Raw genomic sequence first — 26,247 nt, 5'->3', positions numbered from 1 at the left:
CCTATGACATCTATGTGGGGCACCCCCTGGAAAGACCGGCACGCCGCCGCCCGCCACCGTGATCCGCAGCAATGCCGTTTCCTCACCTGGGATTCACTCAAGTGGGTGGTTCGCCATAAGGCCTACTCACCCTGGTATCTGGTGCGGTACTGGCGGCTCTTCACATTCCGTCTCCGCAATCCGCATGTAGTGTTGCGCGGCATGGTGTTCTTGGGGAAGAACACGGAGTTGTTATGTCGTCCCGGTCTGGGGCGGATGGAGATTGGGCGATGGGTGCATATCGGAGATAACACCGCTATTAGGTGCCACGAAGGATCTCTGCGTATTGGCGATAAAGCCGTCTTTGGGAAAGACGTCGTCGTCAATTCCTACCTCGATACTGAAATCGGTTCGAGTACGCTCGTAGCGGACTGGGCTTACATCTGCGATTTTGACCATGTCACCAGTGACGTCACAATGCCCATTAAAGACCAAGGGATTGTGAAGGGGCCAGTGCGTATTGGACCCGATTGCTGGCTAGCCACGAAAGTTACCATCACGCGGAACACCACAATTGGACGCGGGTGTGTACTCGGAGCGCATGCCGTTGCCAAGGGAAACATCCCCGACTACAGCATCGCGGTGGGCGCGCCAGCCCGACCGGTGCGGAATCGGAAAGAGGATTGGGAAGCAAGCGCTGCGGCCCGTGCCCAACAGGAGGCGGACCTGGCCGACATCGAGCGGAAAAAGAAGCTCTCAGCGTCGAGCGGCTAACCGCCTGCCCGGAATAGAGCACCAGCTGCTTAGCTCACCGCATACCCGTGGAGGCATATGCACGGAAGATATGCCTACAAAGCAGTGTGCCCCCAACCTCCGGAGAGGCGAGGGGCACACATACTTTCGCGCACCGAGTGGCTAACTTACACGGAATGCAGGTGACGTTCCTACATAGGACGTGATCTTCCCGTTCTTGTCGCGGGATTCACCCAGCTGTACCAGACGGTACATACCGGTTTCCTGCCACGTGGGGATATTCCAGATGACGCGGGTAATGGATTCTGTCTTGGAATCCTTGGGGCGTTCCCAGTGAAACATGGTCTCGTAATCGGAATCGTCATAGACGCACACCCAGCTGCCGCCCTTCTTCTGCTCCACCTTGGTGTAGGTGCTGTTGCGGCGGATGCGGTTGTTAGGGTGAGCACCGACGAAATCGACCTGGGCGGTCTGGCCCTTGTGGTAACCACGTTGCGGTGGAACCAGTACGTCGCCATACTTTTTGCCCTTCGGGCAGGTGTCTGGCGGAACAGCAGCCAACCAGGTCGGGTGGAACCACTCATGCTTGAGTGGGCTCGGACCATGTGCGACCGGCTTGCCGTCGCGCATCGCCTGGGCGAGCTTATCGAATGCCTGGATCCAGGCACCCAGCGTCTCGATACCATATTGGGTCTCGCCAGCTTCGTACTGTGAGGCCATGTACTCTTCCGGAGTGGTGATGTACTGGTTGTACGAGTTGGTGTAGCCCTGGTAGATCACATCTTCCAGATGAATACCCAGAGTTTTAGCAACCTGCCGGCGAACGCGCAGTGCAGCCACAATGGTGCACTCGGAGGAGTTCGTGCACATGGTGAGCTGGTCGCACAGGCGGATGATCTGCGCCGGCACGATTTGCGGGTTCCAGGGGGTCGGAGGCAGATAACCGAGTGGTAGCAGCGGCACCTTCGGGTACTGGTTAAGCATGTCCTCGCGGGGCAGTTCCGGAACCTTCTTGATGCCCATCTTCTTCATCGCGTCTTGAATAGACTTGATCTTCGGCCCGGCATCCGGGAACTGCCAGCCTTCCCGGATGAACGGGATGTCCCAGGTGGGGCAGCGTACGTTGTCTTCCATGGAGCAGGCAGCGCCCGAACCGCCCATGATGGCCGGGCTGGTACGCCATCGCTTGCCGTCGTGAGTGTACTTTCCATCGATGACCTGGTGCGCCATGTCGACGTACATGTAGCGGACATCGAGGCGTGCGCCGGAGATTGGGGTAGCTGACTCGAAAGCCTTCTTGCAGGCGTCATACTGGCGCTTGGCAATGATGACGTTGTTCTTGACGAAGTTGGTGCCATCTGGACCAGTGGGCTTCATTTGCTTGATGCCCAAGTTCGGAGTCATGTCACCGGCGTTGGTCTGCGAGAATGCCGCTACAAAGTTGTGGTGTCCGCGCAAATAACGTACACCCTTCTCGTCATGCTCCCACATGTAGGAGGCCAGGCCCTTATTATCGGGTGCGATGTAGAAATTCGCATCAGTGAGGGAGGTGCCATGGGTGGCGAACCAGGTAATAGCGCCTACGTCCTCACCTGCCTGCTGAATGCGGAGAACGCGAACTTGCGGATCGATCCTCTCCGGGAAGTAGGACTTATCTGAGTCAGGGTTGCGCTCAAAAGCTACCGTTGAGCGGTTTGCAGAGGCGTTATGGAGTTCTGCATGCCCGAGTAGAAGCGTAGCGGGACGGATAGCGTGGTGGGCCTTGTCAATGGCTTCGCAGATACCGGCCACTTCTTCCTTGAAACTGTTCTCCATAAAGCCCGACGTAGCCGTGTTGTAGGCCATGTTATGCGACGTACCGCCACAGGAGTTGTGGTTGTGGGTCGCGGTAATGCACAGGTGCGACTCGGGGTACAGTTTGCCGTACTTCTTCGCACAATGCTTGATGACCTCCTGATGGAGGGCTTCGAAGAAGCACGCCATATCGACATTGACGTACACCAAACGTTCCTTGGTCTTGTTATCGACGAAGATGAAAGCACGGGCGTAGTAGGGGCTGCGGAGACCACGAGCCACCTGCTCAGGTTCCGAATAACCCATCATTCCTTGTCCGGCGACTGCGCCCGTCATGCTGGAAATACCCACACCGACGGAGTAACCCTTGCCGTCAGCGGGACCCGTGATCTTATGGCGCTTTGCCGCTTGTGCGAAAGGCGTACCGGTGGATTGAGTGGTTCCAGTGGCTACTGCGGCTGCAACGCCGGTAGCGGCCATTCCCTTCAATAGTGAACGACGATTGATCTCCACAGTGGACCTCTTCTCGGTCTCTCGGAGGACAATTCGATCCAAGCGCTGGGGCAGGGAAGGAATGCCCTTGGTACATAATTGTTTGTCGCTTGATACATTAGCGAGGCCGTGACCAGGATGAACAGACATTTGACTCAAAGAAAATAGTGAGAAAACTGTGGTGGATAGGAGAACGGAATACGGGCTTCTCTCGACTGGACGCTTGAGCATGGTTCAGCTGTCCACAAACAATGGCCCGGAGCAGCGCAAACATCCGCATATATCTACCTGAGTAGTGAGCACATTATGCGCGGGGCATCAGGTTGAGGAGAAGTGGGCAGGGGAGGATACTACGGTTGCGGAACAGTTGTTTCCACATCAACGGGAGTCGTCCAATCCCGTTCGGGAAGCGGACGCAGGGGTATCAGCGGCCGTGGGAGAGCCCACTGGGCCCGCCGAGTCACGCCAGCGGCAGCATGCTCGTAGACCTGCACCGTCTGCTGGGCAATATGGGTCCAACAAAATCGTTGGGGAAGCTGTGCACGGTTTGCGGCCGCCCGGCGATCCCGCTCGGCCGGATGTCGTAGAGCCGCATCGATGGTCTCCACCATTTCTTCGATAATGCCAGGGGAGTAGCTCCAGCCAGTCACACCATCAATAATGATGTCAGCAAGCCCGCCAGCACGCGCAGCTACCACAGGGATCCCGGCAGCGGCGGCCTCCAATGCGACAATGCCGAAAGGCTCATAGCGGGACGGTAGCACAGCCAGATCGGCAGTAGAGATCAACTCCCGCAATTCATTCTTTCTCATAAAACCTGCAAAGTGGACAGAGCCGCAGAGACGGTGCCGGCGCTGTTCAGACTCTAGCCACTCCCGTTTCATTCCCTCCCCAGCAACAGTGACATGAATCCCGGGATAGCGGCGCCGCAAGAGCGGAAGTGACGAGAGAATATCGTGAACACCCTTCTCCCACTCCAAACGGCCAAAATAGATCAGGTGTGGGGCAGTGGTAGCGCGCGCCGGTTGATGCGGAATCGTCCACTCGCGAGTATCAATGCCATTCGGGATAAAACGTAGCGGGGGTAACCCGGGGGATCCCGTGGCGGGGTCTCCGAAGGTTGCAGAGATCTCGTCCATCATCGGACGCGAGCAAGCAATGAGATAGTCACAGGAATTGGCAAACCACCATTCAGCCGAATGTACGTGGCGGTTGATGGGGTGAGAGAGCCAACCGGAGTTACGGCCAGCTTCCGTAGCATGGAAGGTTCCCACCAAAGGAAGCCCGTACTGTTCGGCGATAGCACAGGCAGGAACAGCAACGAGCCAGTCATGGCCGTGGATGACATCGGGCTGCCAGGCACCATTCTCTCTGCACGGCCCGGTGCCGTGGAGAAGATGCTGGATTGCCTGTGTCATGGCAGTCCCCATGAGTAGTGTCCATGCCATCAGATCGCTCGTGAAGTCAATCGCTAGCGGGGTGAGCGGAACAGACACCACCCTCACGTTCCCCCGCATCTCATCGGTTGTCTCTGTAACAACTCCAGGAGAAGCAGCTGGTGCGCGCGTCACCATCACAATCTCATGCCCTGCTGCTGCTAACTCTCCCACAAGGCGATCGACATGAGCACCCAGGCCACCCACCATCACTGGGGGAAACTCCCAGGAGATCATCAGCACCTTCATGTTGTATGGACTCCTCACAGTACAGGAAAGAACAGTTCGGGATCGTTAATCTTCCTCATCATAGGCGCTTCGTAGCAACCGAGCATCCACTTGCGAGAAAGGTCCATCGGCTGCCTGCCACGCGCTGAGCAACTGTGATTCCTGTCCCCGCCAATGATGGTGCCGGGCAGTGATGAGCTCGCGCATCGCGTGGCCATGCAGATAGGCGCGGGAGCGTGCGTAGTCTGCAGCCGTGTCTTTCGAAATGAGGAATGCCCAGTCCGATTGCAGCGCGAGTGCTGCCTCCCGAACAATCTGGTCGCAGTAACGGTCACGTGGTCGTACAGGAGTGGCGTCGCCGGGGAGAAACTCCCACAAGGCGGTCGCCAGCTCAGCACAGATTTGTTGGTTGAGCTCCACAATGTCAGCCACTGGTGGTCCCTCCCAGACACGCCAGTCCTTACCAGACCCCCACGAACAGTCATCTAACTCCACGGGAGCGCCCACATAGCCCTCCGCACGGGCCGTCGCCAGGGAACCAACGTGAACACCCGCAGCGTGCAAAGCGCGGATAACTTTCCCCAGCCACTGGGGACCCTCGTACCACCAATGTCCAAAGAGCTCAGTATCAAATGCCGCCACGACGTGTGCGGGGCGTCCACACCGCTCAGTTTCGCTTCGTAAACGACCCAGAACGGTATCCACGAAGTCTGCTACATCGTGGTCGACACGTGCCCCCGCACGCTCCGGATTATAAGGGGATTTATGCTCTGGAGAGACAGAGCGGCCCGTCACCCGCGCCGGCTTAAAACCGGTTTCGTGGTGGTACGTGTGGAAATCACGGTAATCGGCATGGCCAGGGTAGCCAGCCTTGGGGGACCATACACGATAGCTGACGGTGAGATCACGGCCGAAAGCCACAACATCACTGGCACCTACCGGACGGCCGCACGCAGTGTCCCCATGGAGTGAAGGGCCATCCACCATAAAGTGGGTGACACCGGCACGCTGGTAGTCCACTTCCATACCGGGAGTGAAGGCGCATTCAGGAGCCCATAAACCAGCCGGACGAGTACCCTTCCGCAGTTCACTATCGGCAAGACCTGACTCAAGAAAGAAGCGGCGCAAAGTCCGGGGGAGTAGTGGCTGGAACGGATGGGCGAGCGGTCCCCCCAACATTTCGATCACACCGGCATCCTGCAGCGGGCGGAACACTGGCGAACCACCGCTACTCCAACGGGCAAGAAAGCGTTTGCTGGCCCAATGTGCCGCTACCGCCTCACGGCTACCCATGGCACGGATGGCACCAGTGGCATGGGCTGAGGCTGGATCCACCGTAGCAGCAGCTGTAAAGGTAGCCGCCTCTGCAGCCCGCATCTGCCAGTTCGCCAACCACTCGTGCATGCCACGGAGACAGTAGGGATCGTCTAGCTGGGCAGCCACAATGGGAGTGATACCGAGGGAAAGTACGTCACGGTAGCCTTCGTCTGCTAACCGATACAGCTCTTCAACGACGGGAATGTAGGAGTTCCCCCAGGCTTGATAGAGAAGCTCCTCGCCCACCGGCCATGTCCCATGATGGGCAAACCAGGGCAGGTGACTATGGAGAACAAGTGTAAAAAGGCCGGGTACTGTGGGTGTCATCGTCATCGCAGCTTCCTCCCCACAAAAACAAGATCCAAGCTGTCATCGAGAGACGTGGGATCGTCCAAGGCCCCGTCCCGCACCTCTGCTGGGGGACAAGTGCGAAATTCAAAATCGGTAGCAGTGACGCTATCGACATCTGCCCGCAGCTCCGCCGACCAGGGACGGTTCTCCAAATAAGGTTGCAGTTGCGCCCGGATAAGGCCACCCCACTTGTCATCGAGATGGCGCAGGTGCGGGCCGTGATATACCCCCAGTGTCTCCACCAGCTCAAAGCCTGGCCCAACCAACAGATCAGCTAATTCGCGGGCGTTAAGCTCCCGAATATGGAAGGGGTTAATAGGTTGGCCGGCAGGTGTAAAGGTAATGCGATTGGGAGTCGCCACCACTAGCACACCACCTGGACGCAGCACCCGGAAACACTCCGCCACAAACCCCTCTTGGTCGGGAAGATGCTCAATGACCTGAGAATTAACGATGACGTCGGCGCACTCGTCCGCAAACGGCAACGCCCCCAAATCTGCCTGGGTGAAGGTGAGTGGGCAGGGCGCACCAACCCGGTATTTGCTCGTCGCGTGCTGGCACGCCAGCAGATCGTAATCCACCCCGTGTAGAGATTGGGTGTAGGGGGCCAACATACCTGCCCCATAGCCTTCTCCAGCTCCCGCTTCAATAACGTCCCTGTCGCGACAGCGCTCCCGCCACGCCAGATACACAATCTCGTGGCGGCGGAACCAGTAGTTTTCCTGGTCGGTATCAGGGGCCGTGCGCTCACCTGTCATAGGGAGCGGCACAACCGTATCGGGGTCAGCCGGGAAGTCCTCGTTACTCACCTTTTCAGCCTATCCTCTCCGCGAACAACAACCTCTATAACTAGGTAGAGAAAGCTATTCGCGTTACCATCTTTGCAGGAACATTTCTGTCGATGCGTCCTCAACCAGGAGGTTTCCATGTCAGCCACCGTCGTCCTTGTGAAGCAAGTTCCCGACTACGAAACGGACAACTCGCTCACCGACGATTTCCGCCTCAACCGCGAAAGTGTCGACAAAATCTTGGACGAAACCAACGAGCATGCGGTGGAGGCGGCAGTACAGCTCAATGACGTGCTGGAAATCCCCCATGAAATCATCGCGCTCACTATGGGCCCAGCTAGTGCAGTGGAGGCCCTCCGGCGGGCAATGGCCATGGGGGCGGACCGTGGCATCCACATCTGTGACGATGCCCTTGTCGGTTCAGACGCAATCCAAACCGGGTGGGTACTCGCCAACGCCCTCGGCCACATCGCTGACACGAAACTTGTTATCTGTGGCGACCAATCCTCCGATTCCGGAGCAGGAACCGTCCCCGCCATCATCGCCGAGTACCTGGGAATCCCCGCTCTCACCAGCGTGCACTCGCTCATAGTGGAACCAGACGGCACGTTGAACGCCGAACGAGCCACCGACGGGTTTACCTACCATCTCAGTGCTGACATGCCGGCATTGGTCTCCGTTACCGAGACCATGAATGAACCACGCTTCCCCTCCTTCAAAGGCATCATGGCGGCCAAAAAGAAAGAGGTCACCGAGTGGAGCCTCGCAGATATTGGAGTGCTGCCCAACCAAGTGGGACAAACCGGTGCTGGCACCGTAGTGGTCAACACCACCGAACGCCCCGCCAAGCAGCAGGGCGAAGTGTTTGCCGATAACGGTGACGGAGCACAGCGTATTATGGACTACCTCGTCTCCGAAAAGCTCGTATAGGAGAGTACTACCATGACTATCCTTGTCCCCATCGCGTACACCGGTCGTGGTGACCAGGTACAGCCCACCCAAGCGAGCCTTGAGGCGATCACTGCCGCCCGCACCATCGACACCGTTCACGCTGTCGTCCTGTGTGAGCCAGGCGTTTCCCACAGCCTCGCAGCAGCACTGGCACCCTTTGGGGTGGAGGCACTCCATGTTGCCGAAGACAAAGACGCATTTGCCTTCTTTGCCACCTCACTCGTCGACGTCCTCAGCACAATCGCGGTGACTGACAAGGTTGCTGGCGTGCTCCTTCCCGACAGCATCATCAACCGTGAAATTGCCGGGCGTGTGGCAGTTCGTCTGGGATCCGGCCTAGCCTCCGATGTCGTGGCCCTCACCGATCTCACGCACGTCACGCACTCCATATTCGGCTCACAACTCGATGTCGCTGTCGAGGTCCGTGGCCGCTACCCGGTCATTGTTCTCCGCAACGGTGTCGTCGAAGCAACAGAGGCAGAGACAGTAGATCAGCACGATGTCGATATTCGTACCATGGCCCTGCCCGACCCCACTATTCGACGAGGCGTCCGCGTTTCCCAACGCACCGAAGACACCCCCAGCGATCGACCTGATCTTACCCAGGCGAAGGTAGTGGTAGCCGGTGGGCGCGGCGTCGGGTCCGCAGAAGGCTTCCACGAGTACGTGGAGGGGCTTGCCGACCAATTCGGTGCGGCAGTCGGTGCGACCCGCGACGCAGTGGACCTCGGATACTGCGGAGGCGCCATCCAGATCGGCCAAACCGGTGTCACCGTCAACCCAGATCTTTACATCGGGCTTGGCATCTCCGGAGCAATCCAGCATAAGGCTGGTATGCAGAACTCCAAGCACATTGTGGTCATCAACAACGACCCGGATGCACCACTCTTCTCTATCGCTGACCTCGGTATTGTAGGCGACGTTGACGATATCGTTCCGCAGCTCATCGACCTGCTGAAAGCTCGCAGCTGACGACTCCCACAGCACAGAAAGACCCCGCATGCTCTGTGAATCCCCAGAATTACTAGCCGCGGCCAGCTACTTTGACCACGCTGCAATCACTCCGCTGCGGGAAGAAGCTCTTACCGCAATGCGCGAACTGGCCGGCGATACGGGGAACCCCTCCAGTGTCCACTCCGTAGGCCGCCGAGCACGCTGCCATGTCGAAGAAGCCCGCGAGTCCATCGCAGAACTCCTCGGCGCACGCCCCAGTGAAGTGATCTTTGTTGGATCCGGAACGGAAGCAGACAACCTGGCACTAAAAGGCATGGCCTTAGCGCGTGCCGGGCAGGGATACCACCGTCTGCTCCTCAGTGCTGTAGAGCACCACTCCGTCACCGATGCGGCCTCATGGCTAGCTAGATTCCGGCACGATGTCTTCGGTGTGGACCTGGACGTGCTGCCCGTTGATCAGACTGGGCGTGTTGAGCTCGACGTCGTCCGCGAGCGTCTCCACCAGGCGGACACTCCACTGCTCATGACAGTCATGGCTGCCAACAACGAAGTGGGAACGGTACAACCCGTCGCGGCGCTCGCTGATGCTGCCGCGGCAGCGGGTGTGCCCTTCCATGTGGATGCGGTACAAGCCGTCACCCATATGCAGCTTGATTTTTCGCATCCGGGCATCACCACGATGTCCGTCGCTTCCCAGAAGTTTGGCGGACCCACTGGTATCGGTGTGCTCTTGGCACGACGTGACGCCCCTCTCGTCCCGCTCCTTCATGGCGGCGGGCAGGAGCGTGGCCTCCGGGCAGGAACGCAGAATGTGCTAGGTATCGTTGGTATGGCTGCTGCACTGGAGACCGCGGTAGCGTGCCAAGCCGACGAAACCGCCCGCTTGGTGGCACTGCGTCACCAGCTCATCACTGGTCTGCACAGGGTCTGTGACGATGTCATCATTAACGGTCCGGAGAAAGCTATCGAGGGAACAGATAGCCTCGTCCTGCCCGGAATCGTCTCCGCTTCCTTCCCCGGATGCGAAGGGGACGCACTGCTTATGCTTCTCGATGGGAAAGGAATCAGCGTCTCTTTGGGAGCGGCATGTACAGCAGGTGTCGCACATGCCTCGGAAGTCCTCCTTGCGATGGGAGTTCCGGAGCCGCAGGCGCGGGGCACACTACGACTTTCCATGGGGCACACCACGACCCCCCAGCATGTTGATGATCTGTTGCGGGCATTGCCTGAGGCTATTGAACGTGCCCGTCTGGCAGGGCTGGCCTAGGCTAGACCTATGCGTGTCTTAGCTGCGTTATCAGGAGGAGTTGATTCCTCCGTCGCTGCCGCACGTCTGGTCGATGCAGGCCACGACGTCGTTGGTATCCACCTGGCATTGTCCAGTGCACCTGCCACCCTGCGGACGGGTGCACGCGGATGCTGCTCTTTGGAGGATTCTGGAGATGCCCGCCGAGTTGCGGACCAACTGGGTATCCCGTTCTACGTGTGGGATTTCTCTGCGCGTTTTCGCGCCCAGGTCATTGAGGATTTCGTCGATACCTATGAGTTAGGGGAGACCCCTAACCCCTGCCTACGATGCAATGAGCGCATTAAGTTCGACGCCCTTCTCGAGCGTGGTCTAGCTTTGGGCTACGATGCCGTTGCGACTGGCCACTACGCCCAGATTGTTGATGGGATGCTGCGACGCGGAGTCGACCAGGCAAAAGACCAGTCGTATGTGTTGGGGGTTCTCAACCGTCACCAGCTTGATCATTCTCTCTTCCCCTGCGGTGATACGGAGAAGCCGCAGATTCGAGAGGAGGCCGCAGCATATGGTTTTAGCGTGGCCTCGAAACCCGATTCCACCGATATCTGCTTCATTCCCAATGGGGACACCCGCGGTTTCCTGCATTTAAGGCTGGGAGATCGGCCAGGGCCGGTCATCGATATGGTGACGGGGGACACCGTCGCTGAACACCGAGGCACCTACGGATTCACCATTGGACAGCGCAAGGGTCTAGGTCTGGCGGGCCCGCTGCCAGATGGTTTACCACGCTATGTGGTGGGCTTAGATGTGCGGCGTAATACCGTCCTCATCGGTACACGGGACATGTTGGAGACGAATTACCTGCAGGGGTGGCCAGCTAACTGGCTATCGCGAGAGTTGGCGGACTGCGCGGCGGCGGGGGAGCGCCACAAACTCCGTTGTGAAGTGCAGGTGCGGGCGCACGCAGCGCCAGTGCCGTGCACTGTCGAGATGATGGGGGAGACCGTCACCATCCACACAGATGTCCCCTTGCGCGGAGTGGCGTGTGGTCAAAGCGCAGTGCTCTACCAACCCGATCCAGTAGGCGACCTTGTGCTTGGGTCGGCCACTATTCACGCGACAGCTGAGAGCTACGATACCCTCACGGCGCAAGATAGTACGGAGAGGCCGGTATCCTCTCCACTCAGTGGAGTTTCGGAATCCTCATGATGGTGCATGCCGAGGGGTCGTTACCCGGTACCGATATGCGTTCGGTGCTGCAGATGATTGCGGGGGAGGCAGCGTCTGCATTCTTTCTCCCCGTGCTACCTGCGCGGGGTCTGCCGGCCACTGCGGTAGGGCGGATGACGGCGCTCCTCCCGGACATGGTGTGGGGCTACGGTGTCCGCACATTTGTTTGCGGACCGCAGGAAACACGTTTCCATCGTGCTGCACGCTCCCTTCTTGAGCAGGATATGGACCTGCTGGAGGAGATCGTTGAGACGACGGGTGCCGGCAGCGGGCCGCTTACCGTGGTGGTGGCGGGTCCTGTTGCCTGTTTATCCCATGTGGAGCTCCCCAATGGGCATTGGATGCTGACAGACACAGGCGCTGTTTGTGACCTGATGGACCAGTACGTCGAGATGGTGGCGCAGCTGGCGCGTGACCTGTCACGACGGACTGGGCGTGACCCGTGGGTAGTGATGGATGAAGGCGACGCGGGGCCAGCGCTGAGTGGGACATTGCCAGGGGCGCACCGGTGGGAACACATTCCCATGCCGGATCAGCAGATCCTGCCGGCGCAGTGGAGTGCTGTGGGGGAGGCGATGCCTGGTAGGGTCGTACTTCGCCTTCCTCATGAGAGTACGCAGTGGGTGCGTCAGTGTGCGCCGGCGTTGCGGGCGGGCACGTTACGAGTGGCACTGCCGGTATCGTTGCAACCATCGACTGCGCAACGGGATGAGATGGGAGAGCTTCTCGACCAGTGGGGAGGTGGGCTGGAGTGCGTGATGCCGTTAGTGGTACCACAGCGGGAGCGTCGACAGCACGCCCATCGTCTTGCTGTGCTCCTCCGGGATTTGGCTGTGGCGCCGCAGGAATCTTCACTGCCTAGCTTCCACGACAGTATGTTGTGCTATACGTCAGAGAACACCCACGGTGTATCACTACGTGGCATACAAGAATGCCTTGGGTCGCTCGTGGAGATGCCAGAGCTAGTGTTGGACGAGTGGCCCCAGTAGCGGCCATTCTGTTTCCACAGTGCGGGGATCTTGCCCTATGCGCTCCAGATACTCCCGGAAACTCTGTTGGCGCTCGCGGTGCCAGTTGGTTTGCAGCGCCATGAGTTCGTCTACCGGGGTGGTCCGCAACTGCGGATAGACATCTGCCAACCGCTTGGCAAGCTGTGCAGCCCCCCAAGCGTCTGCATCGGAGTTGTGCGCATTGTCTAGCGACACCTGGTAGTGTTCGCACACAATACCGAGGGTGCGTTTTCCCTTGCGGTATTTGTCGAGAGCACGATCCACCACATAGGGATCGAGCACCAGCCCGCGTACCTCGAATGTCGGCTCCCAGTGCTGCAGAATGGTGAGATCAAACGGGGCGTTATAGACGATGAGAGTACGGCCCTCCTCCCAAGCGGCATAGAGATGAGCGACAGATTCCTTGACGACCTCCGCATGTGGGCGGCCTTCACGCCGTGCCTGTTCCGTCGAAATACCGTGAACCGCAGTGGCTTCAGCGGGAATGGCACAACCCGGATCAGCCAGCCAGTTATGGGTGACAATGCGGGGTTCCGCATCCGCTGACGAGGACTCTGGCAGGTCGATATCAAGACATGAGGAAGTGACGATGCGTGCCGTCCGAGGGTTTGGGCCCGTCGTCTCTAAATCGAAGGAGCACACATGGTGTGGGGTAAAAAAAGAGTCTGACACGGGATCTCCTCGTGGTCCACAGCGAGAGCATAACCCTTTCGGTGATGCTGTCCTCAGGTTACTCTCCAACAGTGACAAATTCGGCGAACGGCTGGCGCGAGACGCTAGGCTAAAGACGTGATTACCTCCGATATTCAGCAGCGCTGGAATGAGCTTGCCAGTGTTGTGCGCGACCACCAGTTTCGCTACTACGTAATGGACTCACCCATCATTGCTGATAGCGAGTTTGACCAGCTTTTTCATGAGTTGGTGGCGTTGGAGGATGAGTATCCAGAATTGCGTACTCCGGATTCCCCCACACAGCTGGTCGGTGGCGGCTTCGAGACGACGTTCAACCCCGCGCAGCATCCCGAACGAATGTTGAGCTTGGAGGATGTGTTTAGCCCGGAAGAGTTGAGGGAGTGGCTCACTCGACTGGAGAAAGAAATCGGTCCGGACCAGGACTACCTCACCGAACTGAAGATTGATGGCGCGGCTATTGACCTGGTGTACCGGGATGGAGTGCTGGAACGTGCCGCCACCCGAGGAGACGGACGGATCGGGGAGGACATTACCCTTAATGCGCGCACTATCGCGGATATCCCCGTACACCTCACACATCACCCCGATTATCCGCTGCCTGCACTTCTGGAAGTTCGTGGGGAGGTGTACTTCGCACTTGATGACTTTGCCGCACTCAATGCCCGGATTGTTGCGGAGGCAGAAGAAGCAGGTCGGAAACCCAAGCCGTTTGCTAATCCACGTAATGCTGCAGCTGGCTCGTTACGGCAGAAAGACCCTGCTGAGGTGGCACGACGCCATCTGCGTATGATCTGTCATGGTTTGGGGAAGACGGAGGGGTTCCAGCCTGCCACGCAGCGGGATGCCTACCGCGCGATGGCGGCGTGGGGGCTCCATGTTTCTGATAAGACAGAGCACGTGACTGGCATTGACGCAGTTCTCGAGAAGATGCGCTACTGGGGTGACCATCGCGCGGAAGTAGAACATGAGACGGACGGATTAGTCGTTAAGCTCAACAGCATTGCTGAGCAGCGAGACCTTGGAGCAACGTCACGTGTACCTCGATGGGCAGTCGCGTACAAGTACCCACCAGAAGAAGCCATCACCACCCTTATCGATATTCGGGTATCCGTGGGACGTACTGGCAGAGTGACGCCCTATGCTTTTATGGAACCTGTCACGATTGCCGGTTCAACAGTGTCAAATGCCACCTTGCACAACCAATTCGAACTTAAACGCAAGGGTGTGTTGATTGGTGATCAGGTCGTTATTCGCAAAGCTGGCGAAGTGATCCCGGAAGTGCTGGGCCCCATCGTCGATGCCCGTACCGGGGATGAAAAGGAGTTTGTTTTCCCTATCCATTGTCCAGAATGTGGGGCGCTGCTTGCCCCCGAGAAGGAATCTGATCAGGACTGGCGCTGCCCCAATACGCAAGGTTGCCCAGCGCAGCTTCGGGAACGGTTGTTCTACTTGGCTAGTCGCGCGGCCTTGGATATTGAGGCACTCGGAGAGAAGGGAGCGCGCGATCTCTATGAGCGCGGGATTCTGCACAATGAGGGAGATCTCTTCACCCTCACTGCTGATGATCTCCTCCGTACATCCCAATACACCCGAAATGCTCCCCGTCATGTCGATATCGATCCGCGTTATGCGGACACACCTGTTGGGGAGGTTGATGGGAAACGCGTCATTCTCTCGAAAACTGGAGAGAAGCTGCTCAAGAACCTTGCGGATGCGAAAAAACGTCCTCTTTGGCGCGTCCTCGTGGCGTTATCGATCCGCCATGTTGGTCCGACTGCTGCACGCTCGCTGGCGGCTACCTTCCACAGTATGACGGATATCGAACAGCGAGCGGTACAAGGCGACACTGCTGCCTTCGCCGAAGTGGAGGGAGTCGGTGAGATTATTGCTGACGCCTTGGTGGAGTGGTTTGCGGTGGAATGGCACCGGGAAATTGTGGTAAAGTGGGCGGCCGCGGGTGTACAGATGGAGGACCAGCAAGAATCTTCCCAGGTGCCCACTCTGGAGGGCCTCACCATCGTCGCTACTGGCGCGTTGGAGGGTTTCACCCGTGACTCGGTAAAAGAGGCGATTCTGGCGCGGGGAGGCAAAACGGCAGGGTCTGTCTCGAAGAAGACAGACTATGTGGTGGCTGGGGAGAATGCCGGCGCGAAACTGACCAAGGCCGAAACACTGGGTATTCCCGTGCTCACGGAAGAGCAGTTTGTCACTCTGCTGCAAGGCGGGAAGGCCGCACTGAAGGAGAAAGACGTATGAGCAACCCGTCACCTGACGGAGTAATTATTCGCGCTATGCGTGAATCTGATTTGGTGGGGGTAGGGGAGATGACGGCGACGACCTACATCCCTTATGAGGAACCAAATTCCCCCTACATCGACATTCTGCGTGATGTGGCACCTCGTTTTCGGGAAGCGACTGCACACTTCGTAGCGGAAGAGACAGCAACCGGCGACATTCTCGGGGCGGTGACTTTAGCAGCAGGGGGCAGTCCGTGGGCGGCTATTGCTGCTGATGATGAGATTGAGATGCGGATGTTGGCGGTAGATGAGTCTGCGCGGGGCCGTGGAATTGGTACTGCGCTTGTTCATAGGTGCCAAGAATTTGCTGGCCGACAGCGCTACCGGCAGTTGGTGTTGTCCAGTCGAGAGAATATGACGAACGCTCACCGCCTCTACGAAAGGGCAGGTTTCACGTTGGACCCTGCCCGGTTTTGGGACCCTATTCCTGGCCTCACAGTTCGCTGTTACGTGTGGCTTGTCGCTACTGCAACGCGGTAGCATGTGCAGCGTACGACTGCATGCGCACAGTACAACCCCGAAGAAAGGTGCTTCAGTGGACGGTATTACCCGTGACGATGTTGCTCACCTCGCCAAGTTGGCGCGTTTAGCGTTGGCAGATGACGAGTTGGATGAGCTGGCTGGCCAGATCAAAGATATTTTGCAGCACGTGAATGTCATCACGGAGCTCGATACTGAAGGTGTTGAGGCGATGAGCCACCCTGTGGCCATCCACAATGTCACCCATGAGGACGTCATTAAGCCGTGCCTTTCCCAAGAGGAAGTGTTGAGCCAAGCACCCGAGGTCGAAGATGGCCGTATCGTTGTTCCCCAGATTCTGGGCGAAGGAGGGGAGTAACCCACATGACCGCTCTTCGTACTGTTCCGGCAGATTCCATCTTGTCTCTGGATGCCTACACTTTGGCCCAGCGTATCCACTCTGGTGAGCTGACTTCGGTGGCGGTGACGCAAGCATTCCTCGACCGTATTGCTGAGGTAGACGGGGATCTCCACGCTTTCCTACACGTCGGCGCAGAGGACGCTTTGGCGACCGCCCGACAGGTCGATGAGGACATTGCGGCGGGTAAAGGCCCAGCCTCCCCGTTAGCCGGTGTACCCATCGCTTTGAAGGATGTGTTCACCACGACGGATGCTCCGACAACCTGTGCCTCCAAAATCTTGGAGGGGTATGTGCCGCAGTATGATGCTACTGTCACGAGGAAACTGCGGGAAGCCGGCATTCCGATTCTCGGCAAGACCAATATGGATGAGTTCGCCATGGGCTCCTCCACGGAGAACTCTGCTTTCGGGCCGACCTTCAACCCGTGGGACAAAGAGCGTACGCCGGGTGGTTCCGGCGGTGGTTCAGCAGCCGCACTGGCGTCCTATGAAGCTCCGCTGGCGATCGGGACGGACACGGGTGGTTCCATCCGCCAGCCTGCCGCTCTTACCGCTACGGTGGGAGTGAAGCCGACGTACGGCACTGTTTCTCGTTACGGTCTGGTGGCCTGCGCTTCTTCCCTCGATCAAGGGGGACCGTGTGCGCGTACCGTGCTGGATACGGCTATGCTGCACAACATTATTGCGGGCCATGACGAGCACGACTCAACTTCTCTGGCAGTAGAGATTCCCGACATGGTGAGTGCTGCAGTGGAGGGTCAGGAGAAGGACCTCTCTGAGGTGAAGGTTGGCGTCATCAAGGAATTCCTTACAGATGAGGGGTGTCAGCCGGGTGTCGCGGAGTCTTTCCAGAATGCAGTGGAAACTCTGGAGGGGCTGGGGGCAGAAATCGTTGAGGTTTCATGCCCCAACTTCCCGCACGCGTTGGCCGCCTACTACCTCATTCTGCCGTCTGAGGTCTCGTCCAATCTGGCACGCTTTGACGGAATGCGGTACGGCTTGCGGGTGGGTGACGATGGTAGCCATTCAGCGGAAGAGGTCATGTCGCTGACCCGTGCAGCCGGCTTCGGTAAGGAAGTGAAGCGCCGTATCATTATTGGCACCTATGCCCTGTCTGCCGGCTATTACGATGCGTACTACGGCCAAGCGCAAAAGGTGCGTACTCTCATTGCCCAGGATTTCCAAAAGGCGTATGAGAAGGTCGATGTGCTTATCTCTCCGACTACCCCGCAGACTGCCTTCAAATTGGGTGAGCGCGTGGACGATCCTGTTTCTATGTATCTCTTCGACCTCTACACGCTGCCCTTGAATCTGGCAGGAATGTGTGGCATGTCCGTGCCAGCAGGAGTGGCCTCGGATTCCGGTATGCCGGTTGGCCTGCAGATTATGGCACCCGCATTGGAAGATGCTCGTCTTTACCGGGTGGGTGCCGCTTTTGAAAAGGCGCGTGGTCCGATCGGCGAGTAATCTGCTGGTAGAGAGATTGAGAAGTCGCTAAGAGATCCTCCCCCCACCCGGGAAACCGGGGCGAAGGGGAGGATTTCAGCGTAGCCTGGTTACATAACCGCTGAAGCTGCGGTAGGTTAGTTGTACCTGTTGCTGGATCGTTTAAGTGTCTTTGAGTTTCTGCCGGTACACTGCATCTAGAAGCACTTTTCCTAGGAAAAGCGATAGAGAAGGATTAGTCACATGGGTCTTCGAATTGGCGTACTGACCGCCGGCGGTGACTGCCCCGGTCTGAACGCAGTTATTCGTGGCGTCGTTCGTACTGCTAACAGCTGCTATGACGCTACGGTGGTGGGTTTCCAAGACGGATGGAACGGTCTGGTGAACAACCTCCGCGTGCAGCTCTACGACAACGAAAGTATCGACAAGATTCTCGGCCAAGGCGGCACCATTCTGGGCACTGGCCGTATGAATCCGTACGAGCTGGAATCTCGCCTGGATGATATTAAGGCCACCCTTGCCGACAATGAGATCGACGCCGTTATCCCCATCGGTGGCGACGGTACTCTGCGCGGTGGCCGCTGGCTTATGGAAAACGGTATCAATGTCGTTGGCGTTCCTAAGACGATCGACAACGATGTCGCCAACACTGACTACACCTTCGGCTTTGACACCGCGGTTTCCATCGCTACTGATGCCATTGACCGTCTCCACACCACCGCAGAATCCCACCAGCGCGTCATGCTGGTGGAGGTGATGGGACGCAACGCCGGGTGGATCGCCCTGCAGGCCGGCATGGCCGGTGGTGCCCACATGGTCGTCATTCCGGAAGTTCCCTTCGACGTGAACCACATCGCCAAGCTCATGGAGCGTCGCTTCCAAATGGGCGAGTCGTACGCCATCTGCGTCGTCGCCGAGGGAGCACTCCCCAAGGAAGGCACCATGGAGATGCGCTCCGGTGGCATCGACAAGTTCGGCCACGAAATCTACACCGGTGTTGCACAGCAGCTCGGTGACGAACTCCGTAGCCGTCTAAATGACCGCGACATCCGGACTACCGTGCTGGGCCACATCCAGCGTGGCGGTACCCCCACTGCCTTTGACCGTGTTCTCGGTACTCGTTTTGGTGTGAATGCCGTGCACGCCGTCGCCGAAGGAGACTTCGGCAAGGTGGTTGCTGTGCGCAATGACCGCATCGAACGAATCTCCCTCGACGACGCTGTCGGCCATTCCAAGAAGGTTCCGATGGACCGTTACAAGGAAATGGAAGCCCTCTTCGGATAATGCCAGACTGACAGGGAGCGCCCACACTCTTCGCCGTTTCCCATCGGTAGAAGCAGGGTTTATCGGCCGCACTTTCCTTTTTATCCTCTCCACAGTGGGTATTGGCTCGGCACTGATGTTCCTGGCCGCATTGGCCAAGAACGAAGTGTTGGGCCGATACTGCAATAACCGTCCCCCTCACCTAAACTGGAAAGCATGACTAGCGCCCGTGTAGATGACATCCTCGACTTCGACGAGGTAATTGCGAAGTACGATCCCGTCATGGGATTGGAAGTCCACGTAGAACTCTCTACAGAGACCAAGATGTTCTGTAATAGCCCCACTGCGTTCGGTGCAGAACCCAATACCCATGTCAGCCCCACCTGCATGGGGCTACCGGGCGCACTGCCTGTCGTCAACCAGCAAGCAGTCGATTGGGCCATTAAGATCGGCCTGGCCCTCAACTGCAAAATTGCTCCCTATTCACGTTTCGCCCGGAAGAACTATTTCTACCCCGACCAGCCGAAGAACTACCAGATCAGCCAGTACGACGAACCCATCGCCTTCGATGGTTACCTGGAATTCGAGCTTGCAGATGGCACTCCCTTCCGTGTTGACATCGAGCGCGCCCACATGGAGGAGGACACGGGAAAACTCACTCACATAGGTGGCGAAACTGGTCGCATCAACGGCGCTACCCACTCGCTCCTCGACATCAACCGTGCAGGTGTCCCACTCATCGAAATCGTGACGAAGCCGATTGAAGGAGCGGGGGAGCGGGCCCCAGAAGTTGCCCGTGCCTACGTGACGGCGCTCCGCGATGTTATTCGTTCCCTCAAAGTCTCCGACGTCAATATGGCGCAGGGTTCAATGCGTGCCGACGTCAACCTTTCGCTCCGCCCCGTGGGGACGACCGAGTACGGTACTCGTACCGAAACCAAGAATGTCAACACCCTCAAATCCATCGAGACCGCGGTGCGCTACGAGATGTGCCGGCAGGCCGCTGTTCTTGAGGAAGGCGGAGAGATCAGGCTCGAGACGCGTCACTTCCTCGAGACCACGGGTACCACCGCGGCGGGACGGCCCAAAGAGACATCTGCCGATTACCGCTACTTCAACGACCCAGATCTTGCTCCGGTTGTTGTATCTCGTGAGCGGGTTGAAGAGATCCGCGCTACGCTGCCAGAACTTCCCTGGGTACGGCGAGCCCGTCTCCAGGAAGAGTGGAAGCTTTCTGACGAAGAGTTGCGCGATCTCGTCAACACCGGAGCAATAGATCTCGTCGCTGATACCGTCGAGGCAGGTGCACCCTCCGCAGAGGCACGTAACTGGTGGGTGTCTTATCTGACTCAGCAGGCCAATAATCGCGGTGTGGAGCTGGAAGCGCTCCCGATTATTCCCCGACAGGTGGCTGAGGTCATCAGTATGGTGTCGGAAGGGAAGCTCACCAATAAGCTTGCCCGGCAGGTTGTCGATGGGGTTCTCGATGGAGAGGGAGACCCCGCCGATATCGTCGAGAAGCGCGGGCTGGCAGTTGTCTCCGATGACTCTGCACTACGGACTGCAGTGGAAGAGGCCCTGGCCGCTCAGCCTGATGTAGCAGATAAGATCCGCGATGGAAAGGTACAGGCAGCAGGCGCCATCATCGGTGCAGTGATGAAGGCGACGCGTGGGCAAGCAGATGCTGCGCGCGTGCGTGAGATCGTCATTGAGATCTGCTCGTAAAATTCTTTAGCAGGACATCCCGGGCCGTCCCCCTCAGCGACTCACCCGGGATGTCCTGCATTTTCACAGAATTAGCCGATATTCTTGACGCATGAGCGAAGACGTAAACCCCGTATCCACCAACGAGCCTGAGCCCACTTTGCCGCCGCGACGAGCCGTCCCCGAGCGCATCGAACCCGTCACCGAAGACGATCTCCTTATGGAGGATCTACTAGCGGATGTTGACACCATCTCGGCGGCAGAACAAGAAGACCTCGCGGGGGGAAACCCAGCGGGGGTGTCCTCTGATGATGAGCCTGCAGAAGGTGAGTTGACACAGATCGAAAACTCTGTGCAGGATGATCAGCCTGTGTTGAACGATGAACCTGTCTGGGAAGCGGAGGGGGTACAGCTGGAGGCTGATGTTCCCGATACTACTGAAGCTTCTGACTGGGATACGCCCATCCCGGTCGCCGAACAACCAATTGCTTTCAGCGACATGGCGGAAGGGGAGACAACGGTCATCACACCCGTCCCGGCGGCAGAAGAGAACTTTTACGCAGCGCCAGTCGAGCCAACCTACCCCGATGTAACCGAGACGGCAGTGTTGGCGCCGGCCCCAGTGGTGGCTGCCACCGCTTCGGACAATAGTGAGGAGGACGAGCTTGACTACGACGACGAGGACGTTGCTCCGCGGCCCGACCGTGGCACTATCGACTTTGGCCTTTTCCTGCTGCGTGTGACGCTCGGCGTCATCATGGCATTGCATGGTGCAGATAAGCTCTTTGGTCTTTTCGGTGGGTCTATCGCTAGCACCGAGCAGCTCCTGCACTCTATTGGCTTCACCAACTACACGGAGCTTCTCGCTATCGGTGCGGGTGTCACAGAGCTGGTGGGCGGCATCATTGTGGCATTGGGACTTTTTGTTCCTGCGGGTGCGTCCGCACTGTTGGGAGTGATGGGCATGGCTACGCTCACCCAGTTGGCACTCGGCAACACTGCATTCCTATCTATCCAAAAGGGCCCTTACGAGATCATCACCCTTATCGCTGTGATGGCAGCAACCGTCATTCTGGCTGGTGCCGGTCGATGGTCTGTCGATGGCCGCTGGGGATGGGCGACCCGCCCCAAGTGGGGAGCACTTGTCTGGCTACTAGTGGGTGTTATCTCCGCACCTGTGATGTGGGCAGTTCTCAACACCCAAGGTTTCCCCTTCTGAGAGAGCTTGTCCTGCTGAGAACGTTGTCCATTCTTAAAGATGGGCGAAATAGAGCAGTGCCCCCACCGATAACGGGGGGGGGCACTGCTCTATCGTCAATAGCGGGGTTTAGTCGATATCACGCACACCGCCGCGGTCTGCGGATGCAGCCATCTTGGCATATGCGCGCAATGCCTTAGAGACGGCCCGCGGACGGTCCTTATGCGGAGTCCACGGATGCTCACGAGCATTTTCTTCGGCACGACGTTTGTCAAGTTCTTCGTCACTCACGTTGAGTTCGATCTTGCGCTCCGACACATCGATGTAGATGGGGTCTCCGTCACGCACCAGGCCGATAGCACCACCATGGGCTGCCTCGGGGGAGACGTGACCGATGGATAGTCCAGAGGAACCGCCAGAGAAGCGGCCGTCGGTGACCAATGCGCACTTCTTACCCAGGCCAACGCCTTTGATGAAAGCAGTGGGGTGTAGCATTTCCTGCATGCCTGGACCGCCAGAAGGGCCTTCATAGTTGACGAACAGAACTTCACCAGGCTGCAGAGTCTTGGTCAAGATGGCGGAGACTGCCTCTTCTTGGCTTTCCACTACGCGGGCGGGGCCTTCGAAGTGGAATTGGTCTTCGGTGATACCAGCAGTCTTTAGGATGGCACCATCTCGAGCGATATTCCCTCGCAGCACGCAGAGGCCGCCCTCTTTGGTGTAGGCGTGTGCGACATCGCGAATGCAGCCATTTTTGGCGTCGAGGTCCAAGCTCTCCCAGCGATTAGCAGTGGAGAAAGGTTGAGTGGTTCGGACGCCACCCGGTGCAGCGTGGAAAAGCTCAATGGCGGCGTCAGAAGCGGCTCCACCACGCACATCCCACTCGGCCAAATAGTCGTTGAAGTTGGCGGAATGGACGGAGTGGACATTCGTGTTGAGCAACCCGGCGCGGTTCAGCTCACCCAGCAGGGCGGGGATACCTCCCGCCCGGTGGAAGTCCTCCATGTAGTAGTCGGAGTTAGGGGCCACCTTTGACAGGCAGGGTACGCGCCGCGAGATTGCATCAATATCGGCAAGGGTGAAGTCCACCCCACCTTCCTGTGCAGCCGCCAAAATGTGAAGGACAGTATTCGTCGATCCTCCCATAGCGATATCGAGTGTCATAGCATTGCAGAATGCTTCACGTGTGGCGATAGAGCGGGGGAGGACGGACTCGTCACTGCCCTGGTAGTATCGCTTTGCCAGCTCGACCACCAGGGAGCCGGCCCGTTCGAAGAGACCTTTTCGAGCAACCTGGGTGGCCAGCGTGGAGCCATTGCCGGGGAGGGAAAGGCCGAGCGCTTCAGTGAGGCAGTTCATGGAGTTCGCTGTGAACATGCCGGAGCACGACCCGCAGGTGGGACATGCGGACTGTTCCACAGTCAGGAGGGCGTCGTCATCAGTGTTGTCAGAAGCGCTCGCAGAGATGGCGGTAATGAGGTCGGAGCCTTTATGCGCAACACCATCGACGACTACTGCACCACCGGCTTCCATGGGGCCACCAGAGACAAAAACTGCAGGAATGTTGAGGCGAAGTGCGGCATTCAGCATGCCCGGGGTGATCTTGTCACAGTTGGAAATGCAGACGATGGCATCAGCAGTATGGGCATTACACATATACTCCACAGAGTCTGCGATGATCTCACGGCTAGGCAAGGAATAGAGCATGCCGTCGTGGCCCATGGCAATACCGTCATCGACGGCAATGGTGTTGAATTCTTTTGCGATACCGCCAGCTTCTTCAATGGCCTTCTTGACGATGTCGCCCACATATTTGAGGTGGACGTGTCCCGGTACGAAGTCCGTGTAGGAGTTGGCGATGGCGATGATCGGTTTACCGAAATCGGAGTCTTTGACGCCAGTGGCACGCCAGAGGGCGCGCGCTCCCGCGGCATTACGTCCGCGTGTCGATTGAGCAGATCGGAGCTGAGGCATTGGCCAGCCTTTCTACAGGAGTGAGGAGAGGGGAGGAGTGTAGTGGGCAGACCTCACACAGCTCTCGCACTCGTACCTTGTGTCCATTATTGTGAGGCAGCACTGAAGTGATGTACCTCTATTGTGCCACTAACACAGAACCATCATAACGTGAGCGTTCAATCCCAAAGAGTGGCCACAATGTTTGACCATATGGGATTTGCAGCCTAACATAAAGAACATGCTTCACCTTCTAGTATCTGTACACATTCGCGGTCGGCGTTTACGCTAGACCCGGTTGATGCTGCCGGATCCAGGAAGAAGCTAAACGCCCCTCGCACAGTTACGCTGTCGAGGGTTTTTTACTATCACCCCCCGCAGATGGAAACCCGCCGTCTGCATGTCACCTGAAGGAACTGATGTGAGCGCAACAGAAGCTCGTCAGCCGGGGCATGGGACCATCCCCACTCCTGCTGAAGCAGCCCACGCAACCAGCAGTAACCGTGTTGTGGAACCGGAGAAGTGCACCGGTGCTAAATCGGTCATCCGCTCTCTTGAGGAACTTGGCGCAGATACTGTATTCGGTCTCCCGGGTGGCGCAATTCTCCCAGTATATGATCCGCTATACGACAGCACCTTTATCAACCACATCCTGGTGCGTCACGAACAGGGCGCCGGACATGCCGCCGAAGGTTACGCCCGCTCCACCGGCCGCGTCGGTGTGTGCATGGTGACCTCTGGCCCTGCCGCCACTAACCTGGTGACCGCCCTCGCCGATGCACAAATGGACTCCATCCCCATGGTCGCTATCACTGGCCAGGTGGGTGAAGCCTTCATCGGTACGGATGCTTTCCAAGAGGCTGATATCTCCGGCATTACTATCCCCGTAACGAAGCACAACTTCCTGGTAAAGGATGCCGCCCTCATCCCACAGGTGCTCGCAGAAGCCTTCTACATCGCCCAGACCGGGCGCCCTGGTCCGGTGCTGGTGGACATCACCAAGTCCGCCATGAACCAGCAGACCACCTTCTCCTGGCCGCCCGCTATCGACCTGCCGGGCTACCACCCCGTCACCAAGCCGCACGGCAAGCAGGTTCGTGAAGCTGCGCGACTTATCGCCAAAGCCAAGAAGCCCGTGTTCTTGGTGGGTGGCGGCATCATCAGTGCGAATGCGTCCAAGGAACTCCTCGACCTCGTTAACCTCACTGGTATTCCGGTGGCTTGCACCCTGATGAGCCTCGATGCCTTCCCGAAGAGCCATCCGCTCAACTACGGTATGGCCGGTATGCACGGTGCCGTCCCCGCGGTCGCTTCTCTGCAAAAGACTGACCTCATCATCGCTCTTGGCACGCGCTTCGATGACCGCGTTACCGGAAACCTCGAGTTTTTCGCCCCAGACGCGCAGATCATCCACGCTGACATTGATCCTGCCGAAATCGGCAAGAACATTGATGTTGACGTTCCCATCGTTGGGGATGTGCGTGAGGTCATTATCGAACTCATCGAGACGATGAAAGCCGATCCCGCAGAAGAGATCGCGGGAGACATTAGCGCGTGGGTTGAGTACCTCGACGGACTACGGGACCGGTACACCGTGAAGTACGAGGAAGCACTCGACGAGGAAGGCCACTTGTCGCCCCAGCACGTCATCGAGACCCTCTCTGATGTGGTTGGTCCGGAGGCTATCTATGTCTCTGGTGTGGGCCAGCACCAAATGTGGTCCGCCCAGCTCATCGACTTTGAAAACCCTCGCACCTGGCTGAACTCGGGCGGTTTGGGAACTATGGGTTACGCCATCCCCTCTGCTATGGGTGCCAAGGCAGGTAATCCGGATAAGGAAGTCTGGGCCGTTGACGGTGACGGTTGCTTCCAGATGACCAACCAGGAGCTGGCTACCTGTGCGCTGAGTGACCTTCCCATCAAGGTCGCCCTCATCAATAATGGCAACCTCGGTATGGTGCGCCAATGGCAGACCCTCTTCTATGGAGAGCGCTACTCGCAGACTGTTCTGGAAACTCACACTCGCCGTATCCCGGACTTCGTCATGCTGGCAGAAGCCCTTGGTTGTGCTGCGTTCCGGGTGGAAAACGAAGAGGACATTATCCCTACCATCGAGAAGGCACGTGAGATTAACGACCGCCCGGTCGTCATCGAATTCGTCGTTGCCAAGGACGCCCAGGTGTGGCCAATGGTGCCCGCCGGAACCAGCAACAGCGAAATCATGATGGTCAAGGGCATGTACCCGCTCGTTGACGAAGACCAGGTCGGAAGGGAAACCATCTAAC

Annotated in this window: 20 protein-coding genes; 14 read left to right on the top strand and 6 right to left on the bottom strand. The window is 58.1% G+C overall.

The features are described from left to right. Nucleotides 1–3 precede the first annotated feature (3 nt). Nucleotides 4–753, top strand: a complete 750-nt coding sequence (locus IY73_RS01480; protein ID WP_053961505.1) for an acyltransferase — start codon at nt 4–6, stop codon at nt 751–753. Between the two features lie 141 nt (nt 754–894). On the opposite strand, the gene IY73_RS01475 is transcribed toward IY73_RS01480, so the two are convergent. From IY73_RS01475 to IY73_RS01460, 4 genes are all read right to left on the bottom strand, one after another. Continuing rightward, a complete protein-coding gene (locus tag IY73_RS01475; protein WP_237025153.1) occupies nt 895–3,168 on the bottom strand; it encodes a neutral/alkaline non-lysosomal ceramidase N-terminal domain-containing protein in 2,274 nt (757 codons plus the stop codon). A gap of 200 nt (nt 3,169–3,368) precedes the next feature. Further along, entirely contained in the window at nt 3,369–4,703 is a 1,335-nt protein-coding gene (locus tag IY73_RS01470; protein WP_053961503.1) for a glycosyltransferase family 4 protein, read from the bottom strand. A 45-nt stretch (nt 4,704–4,748) separates the two neighbouring features. Further along, the gene (locus IY73_RS01465) at nt 4,749–6,332 is read right to left on the bottom strand and encodes a 1,4-alpha-glucan branching protein domain-containing protein (RefSeq protein ID WP_053978719.1); all 1,584 of its coding nucleotides are present in this window, start codon (nt 6,330–6,332) and stop codon (nt 4,749–4,751) included. Further along, entirely contained in the window at nt 6,329–7,159 is an 831-nt protein-coding gene (locus IY73_RS01460) for a class I SAM-dependent methyltransferase (protein WP_237023744.1), read from the bottom strand. The genes IY73_RS01465 and IY73_RS01460 overlap by 4 nt, the downstream gene beginning before the upstream one ends. A gap of 117 nt (nt 7,160–7,276) precedes the next feature. On the opposite strand from IY73_RS01460, the gene IY73_RS01455 reads away from it, so the two are divergent. The 5 genes from IY73_RS01455 to IY73_RS01435 are packed head-to-tail and all read left to right on the top strand — an operon-like array spanning nt 7,277 to nt 12,508. Then, nucleotides 7,277–8,068, top strand: a complete 792-nt coding sequence (locus tag IY73_RS01455) for an electron transfer flavoprotein subunit beta/FixA family protein (protein WP_053961501.1) — start codon at nt 7,277–7,279, stop codon at nt 8,066–8,068. A gap of 12 nt (nt 8,069–8,080) precedes the next feature. Then, nucleotides 8,081–9,061, top strand: a complete 981-nt coding sequence (locus tag IY73_RS01450; protein ID WP_053978718.1) for an electron transfer flavoprotein subunit alpha/FixB family protein — start codon at nt 8,081–8,083, stop codon at nt 9,059–9,061. Between the two features lie 28 nt (nt 9,062–9,089). Further along, nucleotides 9,090–10,310, top strand: a complete 1,221-nt coding sequence (locus IY73_RS01445; protein WP_053978717.1) for a cysteine desulfurase family protein — start codon at nt 9,090–9,092, stop codon at nt 10,308–10,310. A gap of 9 nt (nt 10,311–10,319) precedes the next feature. Then, nucleotides 10,320–11,498 carry a tRNA 2-thiouridine(34) synthase MnmA gene (gene mnmA, locus IY73_RS01440; protein ID WP_053978716.1) on the top strand — a complete coding sequence of 393 codons (1,179 nt, stop codon included), beginning with the start codon at nt 10,320–10,322 and terminating at the stop codon, nt 11,496–11,498. Next, on the top strand, nt 11,495–12,508 hold the full coding sequence (locus IY73_RS01435; RefSeq protein ID WP_053978715.1) for a uroporphyrinogen decarboxylase/cobalamine-independent methonine synthase family protein: 1,014 nt from the start codon (nt 11,495–11,497) through the stop codon (nt 12,506–12,508). Before mnmA ends, IY73_RS01435 begins: the two co-directional genes overlap by 4 nt. Here the strand turns inward: IY73_RS01435 and IY73_RS01430 are convergent. After that, nucleotides 12,482–13,201, bottom strand: coding sequence for a 3'-5' exonuclease (locus tag IY73_RS01430; RefSeq protein ID WP_053978714.1), 720 nt, complete (start codon nt 13,199–13,201; stop codon nt 12,482–12,484). The genes IY73_RS01435 and IY73_RS01430 overlap by 27 nt on opposite strands. 117 nt (nt 13,202–13,318) lie before the next feature. On the opposite strand from IY73_RS01430, the gene ligA reads away from it, so the two are divergent. From ligA to IY73_RS01395, 7 genes are all read left to right on the top strand, one after another. Further along, nucleotides 13,319–15,478 (top strand): NAD-dependent DNA ligase LigA, encoded by a 2,160-nt coding sequence (gene ligA / locus IY73_RS01425; protein WP_053978713.1) that lies wholly within the window; start codon nt 13,319–13,321, stop codon nt 15,476–15,478. Then, nucleotides 15,475–15,999, top strand: coding sequence for a GNAT family N-acetyltransferase (locus IY73_RS01420; RefSeq protein ID WP_053961495.1), 525 nt, complete (start codon nt 15,475–15,477; stop codon nt 15,997–15,999). Before ligA ends, IY73_RS01420 begins: the two co-directional genes overlap by 4 nt. A 55-nt stretch (nt 16,000–16,054) precedes the next feature. Next, nucleotides 16,055–16,357: an Asp-tRNA(Asn)/Glu-tRNA(Gln) amidotransferase subunit GatC gene (gatC, locus tag IY73_RS01415; protein WP_053961494.1), complete on the top strand. Its 303-nt coding sequence runs from the start codon at nt 16,055–16,057 to the stop codon at nt 16,355–16,357. Between the two features lie 5 nt (nt 16,358–16,362). Continuing rightward, entirely contained in the window at nt 16,363–17,865 is a 1,503-nt protein-coding gene (gene gatA / locus IY73_RS01410) for an Asp-tRNA(Asn)/Glu-tRNA(Gln) amidotransferase subunit GatA (protein ID WP_053961493.1), read from the top strand. A gap of 222 nt (nt 17,866–18,087) precedes the next feature. Further along, entirely contained in the window at nt 18,088–19,128 is a 1,041-nt protein-coding gene (locus IY73_RS01405) for a 6-phosphofructokinase (protein WP_053961492.1), read from the top strand. Between the two features lie 195 nt (nt 19,129–19,323). Beyond that, nucleotides 19,324–20,832: an Asp-tRNA(Asn)/Glu-tRNA(Gln) amidotransferase subunit GatB gene (gatB, locus tag IY73_RS01400; protein ID WP_053961491.1), complete on the top strand. Its 1,509-nt coding sequence runs from the start codon at nt 19,324–19,326 to the stop codon at nt 20,830–20,832. A gap of 91 nt (nt 20,833–20,923) precedes the next feature. Beyond that, nucleotides 20,924–22,030: a DoxX family protein gene (locus IY73_RS01395; RefSeq protein WP_053961490.1), complete on the top strand. Its 1,107-nt coding sequence runs from the start codon at nt 20,924–20,926 to the stop codon at nt 22,028–22,030. 108 nt (nt 22,031–22,138) lie between these two features. On the opposite strand, the gene ilvD is transcribed toward IY73_RS01395, so the two are convergent. Then, nucleotides 22,139–23,983 carry a dihydroxy-acid dehydratase gene (gene ilvD / locus IY73_RS01390; protein ID WP_053961489.1) on the bottom strand — a complete coding sequence of 615 codons (1,845 nt, stop codon included), beginning with the start codon at nt 23,981–23,983 and terminating at the stop codon, nt 22,139–22,141. A gap of 400 nt (nt 23,984–24,383) precedes the next feature. On the opposite strand from ilvD, the gene IY73_RS01385 reads away from it, so the two are divergent. Further along, nucleotides 24,384–26,246 (top strand): acetolactate synthase large subunit, encoded by a 1,863-nt coding sequence (locus tag IY73_RS01385; protein ID WP_390175764.1) that lies wholly within the window; start codon nt 24,384–24,386, stop codon nt 26,244–26,246. Nucleotide 26,247 lies beyond the last annotated feature (1 nt).

Source organism: Lawsonella clevelandensis, assembly GCF_001293125.1.
In the GTDB taxonomy this organism is placed as follows: domain Bacteria; phylum Actinomycetota; class Actinomycetes; order Mycobacteriales; family Mycobacteriaceae; genus Lawsonella; species Lawsonella clevelandensis.
This window is presented reverse-complemented; position numbering and strand designations above follow the sequence as displayed.